The 17977-nt window shown below is 43.5% G+C and carries 12 protein-coding genes; 7 read left to right on the plus strand and 5 right to left on the minus strand.

Features of this window, described 5'->3' with window-relative positions:
* Positions 1-283 precede the first annotated feature (283 nt).
* Together DWX23_RS23020 and DWX23_RS23025 are read left to right on the plus strand one after the other, a co-directional pair.
* The gene (locus tag DWX23_RS23020; protein WP_158607115.1) at positions 284-2317 is read left to right on the plus strand and encodes a HAMP domain-containing sensor histidine kinase; all 2034 of its coding nucleotides are present in this window, start codon (positions 284-286) and stop codon (positions 2315-2317) included.
* 11 nt (positions 2318-2328) lie between these two features.
* Positions 2329-4431: a HAMP domain-containing sensor histidine kinase gene (locus tag DWX23_RS23025; protein WP_122376215.1), complete on the plus strand. Its 2103-nt coding sequence runs from the start codon at positions 2329-2331 to the stop codon at positions 4429-4431.
* On the opposite strand, the gene phnW is transcribed toward DWX23_RS23025, so the two are convergent.
* Genes phnW through DWX23_RS23040 form a run of 3 tightly spaced genes read right to left on the minus strand, consistent with a single transcriptional unit; the run spans position 4424 to position 7711 of the window.
* Entirely contained in the window at positions 4424-5515 is a 1092-nt protein-coding gene (phnW, locus tag DWX23_RS23030; RefSeq protein ID WP_122376216.1) for a 2-aminoethylphosphonate--pyruvate transaminase, read from the minus strand. The genes DWX23_RS23025 and phnW overlap by 8 nt on opposite strands.
* A 26-nt stretch (positions 5516-5541) precedes the next feature.
* Entirely contained in the window at positions 5542-6324 is a 783-nt protein-coding gene (gene phnX, locus DWX23_RS23035) for a phosphonoacetaldehyde hydrolase (RefSeq protein WP_122376217.1), read from the minus strand.
* Positions 6325-6370: 46 nt separating this feature from the next.
* Positions 6371-7711 (minus strand): DUF5690 family protein, encoded by a 1341-nt coding sequence (locus DWX23_RS23040; RefSeq protein ID WP_122376218.1) that lies wholly within the window; start codon positions 7709-7711, stop codon positions 6371-6373.
* A 197-nt stretch (positions 7712-7908) separates the two neighbouring features.
* Here DWX23_RS23040 and DWX23_RS23045 point away from each other — a divergent pair, with 197 nt between their 5' ends.
* Entirely contained in the window at positions 7909-8787 is an 879-nt protein-coding gene (locus DWX23_RS23045; RefSeq protein WP_183672055.1) for a hypothetical protein, read from the plus strand.
* A 209-nt stretch (positions 8788-8996) separates the two neighbouring features.
* Here the strand turns inward: DWX23_RS23045 and DWX23_RS23050 are convergent, their stop codons facing one another.
* Complete coding sequence (locus DWX23_RS23050) at positions 8997-11252, minus strand: inorganic phosphate transporter (RefSeq protein ID WP_122376220.1); 2256 nt, start codon at positions 11250-11252, stop codon at positions 8997-8999.
* Positions 11253-11911: 659 nt separating this feature from the next.
* Between DWX23_RS23050 and DWX23_RS23060 the strand changes: the two genes are divergently transcribed.
* The gene (locus tag DWX23_RS23060) at positions 11912-13042 is read left to right on the plus strand and encodes an OprO/OprP family phosphate-selective porin (protein ID WP_122376222.1); all 1131 of its coding nucleotides are present in this window, start codon (positions 11912-11914) and stop codon (positions 13040-13042) included.
* Between the two features lie 63 nt (positions 13043-13105).
* On the opposite strand, the gene DWX23_RS23065 is transcribed toward DWX23_RS23060, so the two are convergent.
* A complete protein-coding gene (locus tag DWX23_RS23065; protein ID WP_122376223.1) occupies positions 13106-15070 on the minus strand; it encodes a family 20 glycosylhydrolase in 1965 nt (654 codons plus the stop codon).
* A 138-nt stretch (positions 15071-15208) separates the two neighbouring features.
* Between DWX23_RS23065 and DWX23_RS23070 the strand changes: the two genes are divergently transcribed.
* From DWX23_RS23070 to DWX23_RS23080, 3 genes are read left to right on the plus strand one after another with little or no spacing between them, the layout of a single operon-like run.
* The gene (locus tag DWX23_RS23070) at positions 15209-15922 is read left to right on the plus strand and encodes a ThiF family adenylyltransferase (RefSeq protein ID WP_122353518.1); all 714 of its coding nucleotides are present in this window, start codon (positions 15209-15211) and stop codon (positions 15920-15922) included.
* A 4-nt stretch (positions 15923-15926) separates the two neighbouring features.
* Complete coding sequence (locus DWX23_RS23075; protein ID WP_122353519.1) at positions 15927-16580, plus strand: ABC transporter ATP-binding protein; 654 nt, start codon at positions 15927-15929, stop codon at positions 16578-16580.
* Between the two features lie 22 nt (positions 16581-16602).
* Complete coding sequence (locus DWX23_RS23080) at positions 16603-17973, plus strand: sodium-dependent transporter (protein ID WP_122353589.1); 1371 nt, start codon at positions 16603-16605, stop codon at positions 17971-17973.
* The last annotated feature ends 4 nt before the right edge of the window (positions 17974-17977 follow it).

Raw genomic sequence — 17977 nt, forward strand, 5'->3', positions numbered from 1 at the left:
AATCTCAGATTAGTTGAATATTAATGGATACAAACGTAATCAAAAATATTAAGTATCTACTCTTTTTGCTGATTTATTTTTAATTACGGTATAAAAATAATACTATTCGGCAATATATACTGGAAAATATCCAAAGACAACATAAAATAAAGCTTTTAACTCTATCTACAGGCCTTTTACATCAAAAATATTATCTTTGTAACATTGTTTTTCAAGACGAATAAAGATTTGTCTTCAACAGTAACCTATGACAAAAAAGATTTCAACGATATTGCTAATTATAATGACAGGATTATTCTCTTGCACACAGTTGCGGGCAGAGATAGACCGGGCCCTGACTGACAGCTTATGCAATGTCTTGGAAAACACGAAAGATCCAGCTCAAAAACTGCCTGTATTACTTTATTTATCCCAACTGTACTGGCAAAAACCAGAAGAAGCTTCTTATCTGAAAGAACTGGTCGACCTGTCCACTGAGCTCGATTCTCTGAACTACGTTTACGATGGATATTCAAAATTATGCCGTTACTATTTCAACGATTCTCAGTTAGACAGCCTGATCATCATGAAAAATCGATTGGACTCAATCTGTCGACAACATTCGGTGACACCCCCAGTATTTTTTCAGGTCAGAAATCTATTATGCAAATATTATCAGGGAGAATTAAACTATGAGCTGGCTATCAGTGAGGCTTTTAAACTATTGAACGATGCTAAAAAAGCACAAAACGATTATGCATTGATGCTGGCAAACCAAAGTATAGGATTTGCTTATCAAGCTATGGGCCGAAATAAAGAAGCCGTTGTTGCATACCGTAAAGGACTGGAATACTTACATAAGTTAAAGGACAACCCGATTTATGAAATACAATATCTATCAGAAATGCTCCCATCGTTTCTGGATGAAAACCTATTGGCTGAATCTAGGCAAATACTGGACAGATACAACGAACTGTATCAGATCGCAAGTAAAATATTTGAAACTAAAGGAATCCCCTACCGATCTATATGGCATCGCTGGCTGTTCAATAGCTATTACGCTGAATTATATATGAAAATGGGACAGCTTGACAAAGCAGGAAAATATATAAAAGAAGCAAGCAAATATACGGCCAACTCGACCGAAGAAAACATGAAATACCCATATTACCGCATAAAAGCTCTGTACCATCTCAAGACAAAAGATTACCAAAAGGCACTTGAAGAGATCGACAAGGGATTGGATATCGAAGTACAGCCCAATTACCTGAAACTAAAGATCGAGATTCTGCGTGCCGACGGGCAAAAAGCCAACGCAATAGCAACTTATGAAGACCTGTTCGCTTTGGATGCACAGATAAAAACAGAGGCATTCGACCGCCAGATTTCCCAACTCCGCCTATTAAACGACCTGAACGACCAGGAACAGCAAACGTTCGAATTACAACGGCAAAACGATGAACTGGCAATGCAGCGACAATTGGTAAGAATGGGTATGTGGATTTCACTGTTATTGCTGGTCCTTTTATCCCTACTGGTTTGTTATTTTCTGCATTCCAATAAACTGAAAAATGCGTTGCAAAGGGAAAAAGACTCATTGGTGGAACTGGAAAAACAATTACAGATCGCCAAAGAAAAAGCAGAAGAAACAGACCGGCAAAAGACTGCTTTCATTGCGAAAGTCAGCCATGAAATACGCACCCCTTTGAATGCGATCGTCGGGTTCTCCAAACTATTAGGCGAAGAGGACGATTTCTACTCAGAAGAGGAAAAGCTCGAATTTGCCGGATTAATCAAAAGCAACTTCGAACTGCTGATGGCTATTGTAAACAACATACTCGACATCTCCCTACTGGAAGCCGGTAGAATAAAACCAGCCATAGACGCTTATGATATCGTATCCTGCTGCCGGGAAGTCATAGAAGAAATAAAGCATCTCATACTCCCCGGAGTAAGACTGACATTTATCCCACCTGTCGAACAGTATATGTTAAACACAGACAAACAGCGTTTCAAACAAATCCTGATAAACCTACTGGGAAATGCCGCCAAATTCACCCGAGAAGGAGAAATTAGACTCACATTCGAAATAGAGCCGAATCTCCACCAGATCCGGTTGTCGGTAACAGACACAGGATGTGGCATTCCTATTGAGAAGCATCCGCACATATTCGACCGATTCGAAAAAGTAAACGAATTTGTCCAGGGGGCTGGCTTAGGATTAGCGATCAGTCTGCTAATCGCCCAACTACTAAAAGGCAGCTTATACATAGACTCCACCTATACGTCTGGTGCCCGCTTTGTCTTTATCCATCCAATCGGACTTACAAACCAATAACAACCAGGAAGATGCAGCATACTTTTTTCAAATATCATCCTTCTATATGGAAAGTAACAGGACTCTTATTGTTACTTTTCGTCCTACCTGCTTCAGCGATCAAAGAACACAAGACAGAGATAGATAGTCTTAACCGCATTTTATCGGAGCATCCCTCTCCCTGCCGGTCAATTCCCGTGTTATCCCGGCTCGCAAAACTTCATGAACAGAAACCTGAACAAGTCGTATATCTGAAAGAACAAATAAAGGAAGCAGAAAAGATCGATTCCATCCAGGCCGTCTATGCTGCTCTATCCGAAATTTCCGTTTATTATTATAACATGAAAAACGGAAGCGACAGTTTAACTTACTGGGCACAACAGATCGACTCGATCACCCATAAACGCAACGAGTACCCCGACGTATTGTTCAGGGCTAAATCATTGTATTGCCAGGATTTATTATGGAGTGGCAATTATGAAGAATCCATGAACCGCATAACCGATCTATATCAACTGGCAGTAGAGAAAAAGCAAAATTACGGACTTATGCGTTGCTCGGAATGCCTCGGTCAGATCTACCAGGCCATCCGCCGGGACAGTGATGCTGTCGTCGCTTTCCAGGATGGACTCGACCGATTGGAACAACTGGGAGGAGATGAAGAGACCGAACTGCGTTTAATCTCCTATCAGATAGAATCGAACCTGCGAACCGATGCGTATGAAAAGACAGCCGGAATGCTCGCTGCTTATAAAAAGTTGATCGACAAACTAAATGAATTGAATGCCACCCACAACGGCCTGTATGTGGTTAACCGCGAATACTGGCTTTTTTATTCTTTTTATACCGACCTGTATCTACAAGAGAATAAATTAGATAAAGCCAAGGAAGCGCTCGATATGGCAACTCGTTTCGAAGGTAGCGAATTTGTAGAAGGCGATTATGCCTGCAGAGTCTATCTGAGCGTAAAGTCCCGTTATTATGCCCAAACCGGCAATCTCTCTACTGCCTTATATTACATTGACAAACTATTGGAAGAAAAGCGTTTGCCGGAAGCATTGCTACTGAAAGTCGATATGTTGAAAAAACAAGGTAAACAGGATGAAGTATTGGCACTCTATGACGAAATAGATACATATAACACGAAAAGAAACGATGAAATGTTTCTGCGCCAGGTCAATCAATTACGCACCTTGCACGATATAAATTTCGAAATTGCGTTAAAAGAAAAAATAAAGAACAACCAGAAACAGATCAGACAGGAACGTTATCAGCTGATCTTTTTTATCTCACTGATCATCATATTAATAATAATTCTGTACATTCTATACATTTACATTCGCCGGACACAACGTTTGAAAAACGATTTATTGCAGGAAAAGAACACTTTGCTGAAGTCAAAAGAGAAACTGATACTTGAAACGATGCGAGCCGATGAAGCCAGTTATATGAAAAGTTCTTTCATCGCAGATATGAGCCATGAGATACGTACACCTTTAAACGCAATTGCCGGTTTCTCCGAATTACTGATAGATGAAGCAACCGAGTCAAAAGAAAAAAAAGAATATTCCGCTATTATCCAAAATAATACGGACTTGATGCTGACATTGGTAAATGACGTACTTGACCTGTCGAAAATGAAGACAGGCGACATGAGTTTCAATTTACAGAAAGTTCCCCTGGCTGAATGTTGCCAGAAGGCTCTCGACAGCATCCGGCAGAGTGTCCATGAAGGAGTGGCACTGACATTTAATCCGGCTCCGGAACAGGTCATAATAAAAACGGATGTCATGCGCCTGCAACAATTATTTACAAACCTTCTGGACAATGCGATCAAGTTTACAGAAAAAGGCGAAATCAACCTTGCTTATAGCCTGGAAGCCGACAGAAAACAGGTGCGCATAACGGTAACCGACACCGGGACAGGCATCCCTCCGGAAATACAGGAAGAGATATTCAAACGTTTTAAAAAACAGGATGACAGCAAGGCCGGGACAGGACTGGGACTTCCTATATGCTATTATATCGCTGAACATTTAAGCGGGCCGGGCAAGATATTTCTGGATACTTCCTATACCGCCGGAGCCCGCTTTGTGTTTATTCATCCTTGTGAAACAGACGTTCCCGTCATCTAACAGGCGTCAGTTTTATCGCTTCCAATAATCTTTCCATATCCTGTGGGAAGACATCTCCGATATTACCGATACGGAAGGTGTCGGCATCCGAAATCTTTCCGGGATAAATAACAAAACCTTTCTGTTTTAGGGCTTCATAAAAAGCCGGAAAGTCAAAATCTGCATGAGGATATAAGAAAGAGGTAATGATAGGCCCTTGTGAAGCATCCGGCAATAACGTCTTGAATCCCAATGCACGCATACCATCCACCAAGGTGCGGTGATTCTTTTTATAACGTTCGTAACGGGCAGCGATGCCTCCTTCTTCATTCAGTTCTTTCATTGCCTGGTAAAAGGCACGGACTACATGGGTAGGAGACGTAAAACGCCATTTGCCTCCTCCTTTTTCCATCGTTTCCCATTGTGCATAGATATCCAGTGACAGTGAACGGGCCACCCCTTTACAAGCCATCAGTTTTGCTTTCTTTGCAATGACAAAACCAAAACCGGGAACTCCCTGGATGCATTTATTGGCACTGCTCACCAGAAAATCGATATCTAATTTCTTCATATCGATAGGTACGCCTCCGAAACTACTCATCGCATCCACGATAAACGTGATCCCCTTGCCACGGATCACTTCCGCTACCTCTTCGATCGGATTCAGCAAACCGGTCGTTGTTTCACTGTGCACCATAGATAGATGGGTGATGCCCGGATTTTCTTCCAAAGCACGGCGGGCGACTTCTCCTGTGATCAACTCCGTTTCGTGCAGAGAAACCAATACATGGTCGATATGGTAATATTCCGCAATCTGTGCCATACGTTTTCCGTATGCGCCATTCGCAAGGATCAGCAGCTTGTCGGCCGGTTTCACGGCCGCTCCGATCGTTGCTTCTACGCAGTAAGTGCCGCTTCCCTGTAAAAGCACATCGGTATATTCGTTCTCGTCCAATCCCGCAATAGCCAGTAAGCCTTTACGGATCGAAGTTACAATTCCTTCATTATAATCTTTATCCCAGGTACACCAATCCTGGAGCATGGCTTCGCGTACAGTCTGTGACGTACTCAACGGGCCGGGAGTCAGTAAAAGATAATTTCTCATTTCAATGGATATGTTATGTCGTTATTTTATCTATTAATTTTCTCAATGCAAGCAGGTAGTTCAGTAATATTATCCAGCACAAAATGAGCACCTGCTGCCAGCATTCGTTCACGCACTTCGCGTTTCAGTTCCGCCAGCTCGTCGGCAGAGCGATGGTTGTATTCTTCCTCCGTAATTCCCATCTCGTTACTTCCTGTTACGATACCGATGCTCCACACCTTCGCATTCAGGCCCTCTTTGATGTCGGCAATCGTATCGCCCACCTTAACGACGTTATCCACAGACGGGATAGCCAGATCGATCATATTCTTATAAATCATATAAGGTGCAGGACGTCCGGCGGGAACATCATCCGGGGTAACCAGGTTATCGACTTCGTAGCCTTTGGCCGCGGCATCAGGACGGACCACATCCATCATAGCCTGTGTATAACCGGTTGTAGAGCCGATCTTTATACCGTCTTCGCGCAACAACTTGATCGTGTCGAGTACGCCCGGTATCGGTGTGGTAAAATTCTTCAGAGAAGCAAACAGATGTTTCTCGAAACTCTGGTACATCTCATTTACATCAGTCATATTCCAGTCGCGGCCATAACGGGCACGGAACTTATCACTGACGTCCGGCATGTTCAGAATTGCTTTGATATGATCAATCTTGAGGAGTCCCATCGGCTCACGTGCCTGACGGTAAGTAATATCGATCCCTTTTTCTTCCGAGAAAACTTTCAGGAAAGCGTTCAGAGGGGCAAAACAACCAAAATCGACGGCCGTTCCGGCCCAGTCCATAATTACACATGAAATCTTCTTCATAACTTATTATTTATACTAATTATTCTTTTATTCCGGCATATCAAATTCAGGCTACGGTGATGGCATTCTGCGGAACGGCTTCAAGTGTCTCTTCCCTGGCGGCTGTCACACCTGTCTCCTTACGGAAACGCTGGTGCAAATATACAAAAGAACAGGCAAAAGTGATACAGCAAAAGATGCCTACATAACCTGCAAGTTGGTTATAAAACAGTGCCCAATCGATATTGGGATTGAAAAATTCTTTCAGGACAAGTACCACAACAGTTCCGGTATATCCCAAGAAGTCTGTCGTTACGATAAAGAAACCTACATTCCCACGGATCTTGAAACAAGCGATAAAGCGGTCGAAAAAGATAGTCTGGAATGTCAGATAGGTTATATACAGGCACAAACTCTGGATAAACAACCATACGATAGGTGAAAACCGGAACTGCTGCTGACCAAAAGAGACGACCGACATCGTAACCATCCCTATCATGATCAGGCTAAACAAGACAGACAGTGCCTTCAAATTATCCTTCACTAAAACCATCAGACCGAATATCCCCAGGATAATCAATGTAACGATACTGTCGACCTGTGCGAAAAGCCAAGGCGAATAGGCAGAAACATCTATGATATTCACCAGAAAGTCTTCCTTAATATCACGTAGAACAACGATAGCGATATTTGCCACGAAAAGCATACTTAAAAAAGGCATATAACTTTTGAAAAGTTCCTTGCGTTGTCTCCCGTTCAGTGTTTCGCGTTCAGACTTCATGGCTATATCTTCTTTCGTCGGCTTGGGAAGTCTGTTAAGCGCCCACCCCAGTAAAAGCAACAGAGGAAGTGCCACCGCACCGATCAATGCAGGCATCCAGAACTCGCTGACATGTAAATGATTCATGACATACAATCCGACCGACTTGGCCGTTCCCGAACTGACAACCATGCTGACTCCCAACAGGCTCGCCAGAATATCCGTTACCCGGCGTCCTTCTATAAAACTGAAAATAACTCCCCACATACATCCCAGTGAAAGGCCGTTGAGGAACATAGCAGCCACGTTGAACGGAGTGGAAAGCAATCCGAACAGGATCAGCGACGCTTCCGCCAGCAATACAGATGTCAGGATAAACCTGAACCGCTCTTCCGCCCTTAGTTCAGAGATCAGTTTGATACCGATAAACTTAGAGATCACATATCCCAATATCTGTGAGATCGTCACTACCACCTTATAATCCAGATCAAAAAATTCCGCATTCTCGAAAGAAGCAGCGGTGAACGGCTTGCGAAGTGCATACACCAATGAATAAGATAATAAAGCTGCACCTCCCGCCCAAAGGATAAAAAGGAAATCGGAAAAGCGTTTCCGGGTTGTTTCATTTATCTGCAAAAAGTGATTCATATCATGCTGTCATTTTGTTTTCGGCAGCAAAATTACCCCGGTGATATTACAGGAATATTACTGAACGCATGAATCTATATTATTAATATATAACGATATATCAATAAATTATAAAGAAATATTTATGTAACATTCATGTAACGGAAATGCAACAACCTGGCCGTTATTTTGTACCATATTTAAGAAGATATTACATGATGAACGATTTTCTGGAACTCTACAAAAGAATCGAATATTTAAGGAACAGCGGTATAAAAATGAAAGAGATAGCAGACTGGGTGGGAATGGCTCCCAGTGTGTTGTCATCGCTCTACACAACAGTTTTGCCTGCCTATTTTGAAGGAAGTAAAACGATGCCGCAGGAAGAGGCACTCGATCAGGCGCTGTCGCTGGTCAATAACGTATCCAAACGGCGGCTGCTTTCAGGACTGGAAGAGACCTTGCAGCGGCTGGATGAACTGGAACCGGCTGAACGGCATACACAAAAAGGAATCCCCTTTGTCGAATCACTTATCGAGGAAATGTCTCTTTCCGCACGCCAGTTGCCTGATATCTGCGGAGTATATACCAGTTACAGCCTTTCTTCCTCTTCCGATTGTCTGAAATGCGAACCTTATCTGATCGCGTTATCCGACAATAAAGATCATATCCGTATCGGACGCCTGAATGCTTACGGAGAAGTACAATGGGGCATCGGTGTAAACGGGAATCCCCAGAATCTCTATTGCCTGTTCAGCGAAAGCCCGGTTCCGCCCCTTATCCTGGTTACACTTTACCTGCAAATTCCCATGTTCAAAAACCCCGGACAGTTACGGGGATTGTACCTTGGACTGGATTACAACCGGAATCCGGTTGCCCGCCGGATCGTTCTCATAAAAGAATCGGAAAACACAGATACGGAAGAATTCCTGGCAATGAAAAGCGGCCTGATCGCTAAAGAAGATTTCACCCCGGAACAGCAGGCTTATTACGATTATACCTGCCAGACCGGCGATTATATCAAAATGTGTACCGTCCCTTCTCTCCGCATGGATGAGAGCGACCTGATAAAAGAGAAGAAGATGCTGGCCTTATAAAGCCGGCATCTTCTTCCGTTATAATTTCCTTTCAATTTCCTTACTGGGAAACGACAGTTTCCTCGGTAGGAAACTCGAGTTCCCTGCCTGGGAAATTACAGTTCCCTCCGCAGGAAATTACAGTTTCCTAAAGCAGAAACTACGAGGAAACTGTAATAAATTAGAGAACAGCACTATAAGCCATTTTGACCAAGTGCTGTTTTTATTCCTTATTCTTTCTGGAATTTACGGCTAACCTTGATCAGGTTTGCAGTAAATGATACGACATTTTGTGCTTCCTGCACCATATTCAGGTAAACCATGCTTACCTTAGTACTGCCGCTCTGTCCCTGGATACGTTTCAACTCACCTTTTTTCAGAGCAGTAAGCTGGTTAGTCAAAGCTACAGATTCTGCAATCACATCATCAAGGCGGTGATAATCGTTCTTTTCGATCATCGAGGCGCAACGTTTCAGGTAAACTACAATGCTTTCCGTCATCTTTCCGAAATCTGTTTTCTGTATTTCACTCAGCGGACTGAAATTATTGTCTACATGTTCCTTACTCGGTTCCGTCAAACGGCGGACACTGAAGATGATCTCACTGGCGAAGTCATTTCCCTGATAATAATACAACCCTTTTTCAACTGCTATATCATGTTCCAGATGTGTAACGCCTAACGTTCCGACGCGTTTCACCTGTTTCAGATGAATCTTTTTCTCTTCCACCTCATTCAGCACTTTACGCAACTCACGGAGGTTCTCATTCATAAAGCCATGGACTGAACGGTCGAGAGCATCTGCCGTAAACAACAAGACTGATTGTAACTCTTCACGGCTATGTTCGCGGAACAAAGAAAGAGCTTCGTGACTATCCGTCGTATCACGCAATTTAGCAACAGTCGTATTGACTTCTTCTTTCAAGGCTTCTTTCTTTAACTTTTTCTTATAGGCAATCTGACTACGGATCAGCATATAAACAGCCAGACCGACCATCGCAGCCATGGCAGCAATACCACCGAAATAGATCACTATAGCAACCAGGAAGCAGATAGTAAATGCCGCACCCGCTGTAATAAACCATCCGCCGATAACGGATAACACGCCGGTGATACGGTAAACCGCACTTTCACGTCCCCAGGCGCGGTCAGCCAACGAACTACCCATTGCCACCATAAATGCCACATAAGTAGTTGAAAGCGGCAATTTCAAAGAAGTACCCAACGCAATCAGCAGACCCGAAAGTACGACATTGACAGAAGCACGCACAAGGTCAAAGCTGGCTCTATCTTCAAGAATAATCTCATCGTTATTGAACCGGCTGTCGATCCAGTCTTTCACTCGTGGAGGAACCACGCTCAGGATAGTGCTGGATGCATTATTACAGGTACGGACCAGCATACGTGCCACCGGAGATGTACCGAAACTTTCATTCCCTTCCGACTGACGGGACAGATCGAGTGAGGTTTTAACCACATTGTGTGCTTTCTTGGAAGTTGCCAGGGCAATCACCATGACCAGCCCCGATCCTACCAGGAAATACCAGGGTGTCTGTGCCGGAGCAAGCAACGATCCCATCAGGAAGGTATCTGTTGTAGTCGTTCCTTCCTGTGCCATCAAATCTATATAAGAAGAGTAACCGACCAAAGGAACACCGATAAAGTTCACCAGGTCATTCCCTGCAAAAGCCAGTGCCAAAGCAAAAGTACCCAGCATGACAATGACTTTGAACACATTCACTTTCAACCAGTGAAGGATCTGCATCAAAATGGTGAACAGGATAAAAGCTCCCCATACGACCAGACTCGTATTGCTATAAACAAGATCTTTCAAATCTCCGTTCATGAACGAACTTTCCTTCAATCCTTTTATCAGCATAAAATAAAGAATGGAAGTAGCTGCCAGACCGCCGAATAAGGCTATGAAATATTTTGTATGTTTCTTGTAGTTAAATGTAAAGATAAGACGCGAGAGATACTGCACCACGGTTCCGAAGAAGAAGGCGATCGCCACGGAAAGGAAGATGGCAAGGATCACAGTAAACGCTTTGTCGGTATTCAGCAGATCCCCGAGTTGCAGAGCCCCGTCCGAATGGGCTATTTTAACCAGGGCAATAGCTACCGTACCGCCGAGTAATTCGAAAACCAGCGAAACCGTCGTCGAAGTAGGCATCCCCAGCGAATTAAAGATATCGAGCAACACGACATCCGTGAGCATAACAGCCAGCAGGATACACATGATCTCGGAGAAAAAGAAGTGTTGCGGCTGATAGATCCCGTGCCGGGCAATATCCATCATACCGTTTGACAAAGAAGCGCCGACAAAAATACCGATTGCGGCAATTACCATAATAACTTTAAACGATGCGGCCCTCGAACCGATTGCAGAATTCAGGAAGTTTACTGCGTCATTGCTAACTCCGACCGACAGGTCGAACACCGCCAGCACAAAGAGGAAAATTACGAGGAACAGATAAAATGTTTCCATAAATGAGTGTTACATATTCGACGACAAAGGTCTGAAACAAATATTTCACATGTGTTACACGGATATTACAAACATGTTACAATTGTTAAAAACGCCCTTATTATTAGAACAACACAGAGAAAACACTCGAAGCTCATATCGCTACCGCAGTAAAAAAATTACGCGAATCGCTCAAACAGGAAAAATAGGCAAGCCACGACTCATTCGGAAATACTCCGAAATCGAAACTATTACCACAACCTGGCATTTTTCCCAAAACTACCGGCAAAGGAAAACGCAATCTGTATCCGACATGAAACCAAAGACAAAGAAAAAGGATGAAATTTGCCTGCCCTTCAACAGAATTTGCTTGATTTATGAAACAAATCATTCTGACAAATGACATACATTTGTTATATAAAACTTATTGGGAAATAAGGGGGTCGGTTAAGTAAGAGAGGGAAAGAACTGGAGTCAAATCCGGACTTTCCCTTTCATTGTTTTTATATTTATCGTAACCAGAATATTTTTTGTTTATCAATAGGGGTATTATCTGAATTTTTGTCTTATTAGTAAAGATGCAAACTCGGTCTATAACCAATATCTTTACAATATCACTTCAATTTTTTCCATTTTTTTCGTTCCTTTACAGTTTCATACTGTAAAGGAACACTTTTTTCATGAGACAAATAACAACCTTATTTCTTATTCTACTTATTACTATTCCGGTTTTCGCTGTGCCGGACTCTTCTCCCATTGACTGGAAAGTTTCCGGGCGTTTACTCCTGGATGGTGGCGCATACATTCATTCCCCGAAAACGTTACATGCCGGTGCGCATATTTCCGATGTACGATTAGCGGCAAAAGTCCGTATCTATTCATTCTGGTATACCAAAATAGATGTCGGCTTCGCAAACAATAAGGTAACACTGAAAGATGCCTTTACCGAATATGGAAAAGACGGGAATTATTTTCGTGCCGGTTATATGCTTGGTTATTATAGTATAGACCAATCGACCAGTACAAACGATCTCGTTTTCAACACAGCCTCCAATGTGGCAGAAACATTCTATCCGGACCGCCGGATCGGTGTATCCTATACCCGCTCCCTTCCTTCATATTATTTATCTGCAGGTGCATTTTGCGGTGACGGACTCAGTTTTTCCGAAACGACCAAGCCCGGTTATAATTTCTCAGGGCGCGCGGTCTGGCGTCCGCTAAACACATCGGAAGTTTTGCTTCATATAGGAGCGGGAGCCTTATTCAAAGTTCCCGACAAAGATACGGAAACAGGCCTGCAACAAATCCGGTTAAAGAGTAAGGGAGTCACCTACATTCCTTCCCCACGACCATTGGACCTGGCGTTCGACCACGTAAAAGATCAGATCCAATCGAATATCGAATGTCTCCTGTTCCGGAAAAAGTGGCTTCTGCAAACAGAGTTCCTCTATACAAAAATCCATCAGAAGGATATCCGCCCTTCTTACTCTGCTCATGGAGGATATATATTGGGAGGATTTCTGCTGAAGGGAAACAAATATGCTTATGAAGCACTGGATGCCGTACCGGTTATGCCACAGGAACCACATTCGATACTTTTAGCCTGTCGTTATAATTATACGAACCTGAATGATTTCAGTAGTCATATTACCGGAGGAAGCCAGCACGATCTATCTATCGGCATCAATTATTATTTCAATACATATATTTCCTCCCGCCTGAACTACGCCCATCTCTGGATGGATAAGTATTCATTATTAGGCAAATGCGGAATCAATATGATGCAGGTACGGTTGCAGGTACGATTTTAGCTATCCATGCAATGTTTTAGTGTAAAAAGAGCTTTTACACTAAAACATTACTTCTTTCATTTATCACTTGCAATAATTCAATACTTCCACATTCGTGATCGTACTCTTGAAATCGCCGGCCTTCTCCAACGGGAAAACCAATGTACGGACATAACTCATAGAATCCTTACCTCCGTTAAAGAAACGTTTCTGAATTGTCAGATCTTCCTTCAACTGTCCGTTCACATACAAACGAGTCGATTTTTCGTCACCGCTGATAGCAATTGAAGCCATTTCATCGGGGTAAAACTGATAATTGAACGTATTCAGGTAGCCGTCACGGACAAATCCAAGCTTTCCTGAAACAGGATCGGAAAGATAAAAAACAGCATCCGGCGAACGGAACAACTCGGTCCCTTTTGCTTCGGGAACAGACTTAATATCGAAAGAAACAGTATATTGATAGCCGATCTCTTTCAAACCGGTTTTCATTCCGGGCTGCAAAGCATCCTGAGTATAAACTGTACGCGGTTTGTTCCCGATCCGCCCGGCCACATTCACCCCCGGTGCTTCGCTTAATGCGACACGTGAAGTATTGAACGTTTCATAAGGCACCTTGCAGTCTTTGCCGGTCCACATCTTGACAGCCAGTGTCTGCATAGCCGGAAAGACACGGTAATGAATATCTTTCGTACTGATTCCGTTACCTGCATGGTCATTCCAAACGGCAAACATACCGCCTTTGATCTGTTTATGCTTTTCTGGGAAAACCTCTTTTCCGATATGTGCCGGTGTCCAGTCTTTATATAACTTCTCCGTATTCAGGTAGTCATAATAATAACCGGCAGCCGGAACGATATACAAATAACCGTCGGGAACGCTGATCAGATCGTATCCCTGTTTGATCATTTCCTTCGGATCTGCATAGCCGTTATACCAGGCATTCATCAATACGTTTTTAGACTTAACAGGAGTATCGCCGTTGGCATGAGTCAAGGCACCCCAAACACAGGCCTGCTTGCCGAAACCTTCAACAAAACGGATATAATGATCGGTGAATTCGCGGAATTTCTCTACAACATCTTTCTTTTTATTGGAATATTCGTCTGTCCCGATATGAACTCTTTTGCCTCTGAATACTGGATTCCGTCCTTCCAGATATTCACGGAACAGGCTGTCGACAAACTGATAAGTTTCCGGTTTAAACAAATCCAGATGATCCATTCCATATTCTTCGCTACCAATTTCCGGACGGTATTGCGTCAAAGCTAAAGAATGTGCCGGAACATCTATTTCCGGGATGATCTCGACACCCAGGCTATCCGCCAGCTCCTGTAAAGCAATAAATTCCTTTTTCGTATAATAACCGTCACGGGCAGTCAGGCCGGGATACGTTTCACACTCCAGACGGAAAGCGGAATAGGTCTTATTCCAGTCATGTTCATAATATTGTTTGAAGGCATTATCATTCAGGTGAATCTGGAATGTATTCATTTTATAGTACGCCATCATCTTCACGTAGTCACGCAGAAAATCCATCGGAATGAACTTTCGTCCGCAATCCATCATAAAACCACGGATAGCATAATCCGGATAATCACGCACAGCACCTTTCGGCAATGCCTGATCACTGTTTTGTTCCGTCATCTGAAGGATCGTACGGGTTGCCCAGTATAAGCCCTTTGCTTTAGGAGCAGATATGCTTACACGGTCTGCAATTCTTACAGCATAACCTTCCTCACCCAACTGTCTGTCGCCGGACAATGAAAAAACAAAATCACCGGCAGAGGCTCTCCCCTGTACAACAGTCAGTTTACGCCCGAACATAGTTTCATAATCTTCAGCGAACTGATTAGCGACACGGGCAACAGCCGAATCTTTTCCCAACCAAACGATACGGGAAGTGGCAGAGGGTGTAAACATTCCCTGGGCACCTCTCCATTCCTGCAATTCAGGTATCACGAACGGTTTCTCATTATTGGCAGCAAAACTTTTTCCTAAAAAGAAAGTACATGCTGCAACCAGCATCAAATAGCGTCTTATCTTCATCGTATTTTAAATTTAAGCGCACAATATTACAGCTTTTTAATCACCCGGACAAGCCCAGAATAAAGGAATAGTTAAAAGATGACTAATAAAAAGGCGGTTTCTGATTGATTTATTACTTTTGTGCTCAAAAACATATTAATGAGTTACAATTGGAACACCCGGACGGAACTTTTGCTGGGTGCCGAACGGATGGAGTACTTATCGCATTGTCATGTGCTGGTTGTAGGATTAGGAGGCGTCGGAGCTTATGCCGCCGAACAGATCTGCCGGGCCGGTATCGGACGCATGACCATTGTCGATGCCGATACGGTGAATGAGAGTAATATCAACAGACAATTGCCCGCTTTACATTCCACACAAGGGATGCAGAAAGCAGAAGTTGTCGGCCAACGTTTACTCGATATCAACCCCCGGTTAAAACTGACGGTACTCAATGAATTCCTGCGTGACGAGCGGACAGAAGAAGTTCTTTCTGCCACAAAGTACGATTTCATCGTGGATGCCATCGATTCACTCAGTCCGAAAGTGTACTTATTATATTATGCTCACAGGCATGAGATCCCAATTGTCTCCTCAATGGGAGCCGGTGCCAAACTCGATCCGTCGCAGGTGAAAATAGCCGATATTTCAAAGACCTGCAACTGTGCATTGGCTAAAGCCGTACGCAAACGTCTTCGGGGAATGGGACTGAACAAAGGAATCCCGGTTGTTTTTTCGACCGAGATAGCCAACCCGGAAGCAGTAGTAGAAGTGGAAAATGAACAATGTAAGCGGACAACTACCGGAACGGTTTCGTATATGCCGGCTATTTTCGGCTGTTATCTGGCTTCCTATGTAATAAGAAATATATAATCAAATGATACAGACGCAGGGCATTACCAAAAGTTTCGGGAATTTACAAGTGCTGAAAGGCATCGATCTCACGATTAATAAAAGCGAGATAGTAGCTATTGTCGGTCCAAGCGGCGCGGGAAAAACAACGCTGCTTCAGATCATCGGTACATTGGATACACCGGATAACGGACAATTGTTCATTAACGGGACCGAAACCGGCAAGTTATCCGAAAAAGAACTGGCCTCCTTCCGTAACAAAAATATCGGCTTTGTTTTTCAATTCCATCAGCTATTACCTGAGTTTACCGCACTGGAAAATGTCATGATCCCAGCCCTGATTGCGCAGGAAAAGGCAGCCAATGCCGAGAAAAAGGCCAAAGAGATTCTTGATTTCATGAAACTATCAGACCGTATGACCCACAAACCGGCAGAATTATCCGGAGGAGAAAAGCAACGGGTCGCCGTAGCACGGGCACTGATCAACAATCCGTCTGTGATCCTGGCAGACGAACCATCCGGGAGCCTGGATACCAAAAATAAAGAAGAATTACACAGCCTTTTCTTTGAGTTGCGTGACCAGATGCACCAGACATTCGTTATCGTAACCCATGATGAACAACTGGCTGCAAATACCGACCGCGTAATACATATCAAAGACGGGGTTGTTTTACAATAAACAGAAAGAGTATAAATTATTTATGGCAAATAAAGAGAGAGTAACTTTCGGCAGTAAAATCGGAGTAATATTAGCAACCGTCGGGTGCGCTGTAGGCTTGGGCAGCATCTGGCGTTTTCCCTATATGGTAGGATCGAATGGCGGTGGCGCCTTCCTGCTTGTTTTTATGATATGTACTGTTTTACTCGGACTTCCTATCATGATCACCGAATTTTTTATCGGCCGTCATTCGCGTAGAAATGCAGCAGGGGCTTTCAAAGAATTGGCTCCCGGAACACAATGGTCGCTGATCGGTTACAACGGGGTTTTAGCTGCTTTCCTGATATTGGGCTTCTATGCGGTTGTTTCCGGCTGGACATTGGAATATATATGGCAGGCGATGACCGGCTCGTTGTCCGGGAAAACAACGGCAGAATTCACTACAGACTTTGAAACATTTTCATCCAGTGCACTCCGTCCTATCGGATGGACCATCGTTTTTATCGCGTTGACCCATTTCATTATTGTCTCCGGCGTAGAGAAAGGGATTGAAAGGGCTTCCAAAATAATGATGCCCGCTTTATTTCTTATATTACTCATACTCTGTATCCGTTCGGTTACTCTGCCGGGTGTGGACGAAGGGTTGGCATTCCTGTTCAAACCCGATTTTGAAAAGATTACCTCTTCCGTCGTTTTAAGTGCGATGGGACAGACTTTCTTTTCACTAAGTATAGGTATGGGCTGCCTGATCACTTATTCTTCTTATTTCGGGAAAGATACCAACCTGCAGCTGACGGCCATACAGGTAACTGTTCTGAATACATTCGTAGCATTACTGGCCGGTATCATGGTTTTTCCGGCTGTATTCAGCTTCGGCATTGAACCGACAGCAGGTCCGGAGTTAGTATTTATTACTCTTCCTAATATTTTCGAGCAACTCCCGTTTGGAAATATCTGGTCATTCATCTTTTTCATTCTGCTGGCTCTGGCTGCATTGACCTCAACCATCTCTTTGCATGAAGTCGCTACAGCTTACGTCCACGAAGAATATCACATGACAAGAAAAAAAGCGGCCTGGATCGTATCTATAGGTGTCGCTATCATCGGTGCTCTTAGCTCATTATCTTTCGGTCTGCTTAAAGAATACACGATCGGCGGCCTGATCCTTTTCGACGCGTTAGATTATCTGACAGCCAAAATAATGATGCCTATCGGAGGTATGATGATCTGTATCTTTGTAGGACTCCGGATCGAGAAGAAAGTACTGAAAGAAGAATTGACAAACAAGGGAACAATTACTTTCTATTTCTTCAATACATACGCTTTCTTTATCAAATACATCGCCCCGGCAGCTATCGGACTTATTTTCCTGAACGAATTAGGCCTGATCAAGAAGATTACCGCTCTGTTTTGAAAAA

Source organism: Parabacteroides sp. AF18-52 (genome assembly GCF_003479145.1).
GTDB lineage: Bacteria > Bacteroidota > Bacteroidia > Bacteroidales > Tannerellaceae > Parabacteroides > Parabacteroides faecis.

What these genes read in the sequence shown, in the direction of transcription:
- phnX (WP_122376217.1), bottom strand. Translation starts at nt 6,324, where the DNA reads ATGAAGAAGATTTCATGTGTAATTATGGACTGGGCCGGAACGGCCGTC.
- phnW (WP_122376216.1), bottom strand. Translation starts at nt 5,515, where the DNA reads ATGAGAAATTATCTTTTACTGACTCCCGGCCCGTTGAGTACGTCACAG.
- DWX23_RS23070 (WP_122353518.1), top strand. Translation starts at nt 15,209, where the DNA reads ATGAGTTACAATTGGAACACCCGGACGGAACTTTTGCTGGGTGCCGAA.
- DWX23_RS23040 (WP_122376218.1), bottom strand. Translation starts at nt 7,711, where the DNA reads ATGAATCACTTTTTGCAGATAAATGAAACAACCCGGAAACGCTTTTCC.
- DWX23_RS23060 (WP_122376222.1), top strand. Translation starts at nt 11,912, where the DNA reads ATGAGACAAATAACAACCTTATTTCTTATTCTACTTATTACTATTCCG.
- DWX23_RS23080 (WP_122353589.1), top strand. Translation starts at nt 16,603, where the DNA reads ATGGCAAATAAAGAGAGAGTAACTTTCGGCAGTAAAATCGGAGTAATA.
- DWX23_RS23020 (WP_158607115.1), top strand. Translation starts at nt 284, where the DNA reads ATGACAGGATTATTCTCTTGCACACAGTTGCGGGCAGAGATAGACCGG.
- DWX23_RS23045 (WP_183672055.1), top strand. Translation starts at nt 7,909, where the DNA reads ATGAACGATTTTCTGGAACTCTACAAAAGAATCGAATATTTAAGGAAC.
- DWX23_RS23075 (WP_122353519.1), top strand. Translation starts at nt 15,927, where the DNA reads ATGATACAGACGCAGGGCATTACCAAAAGTTTCGGGAATTTACAAGTG.
- DWX23_RS23025 (WP_122376215.1), top strand. Translation starts at nt 2,329, where the DNA reads ATGCAGCATACTTTTTTCAAATATCATCCTTCTATATGGAAAGTAACA.
- DWX23_RS23050 (WP_122376220.1), bottom strand. Translation starts at nt 11,252, where the DNA reads ATGGAAACATTTTATCTGTTCCTCGTAATTTTCCTCTTTGTGCTGGCG.
- DWX23_RS23065 (WP_122376223.1), bottom strand. Translation starts at nt 15,070, where the DNA reads ATGAAGATAAGACGCTATTTGATGCTGGTTGCAGCATGTACTTTCTTT.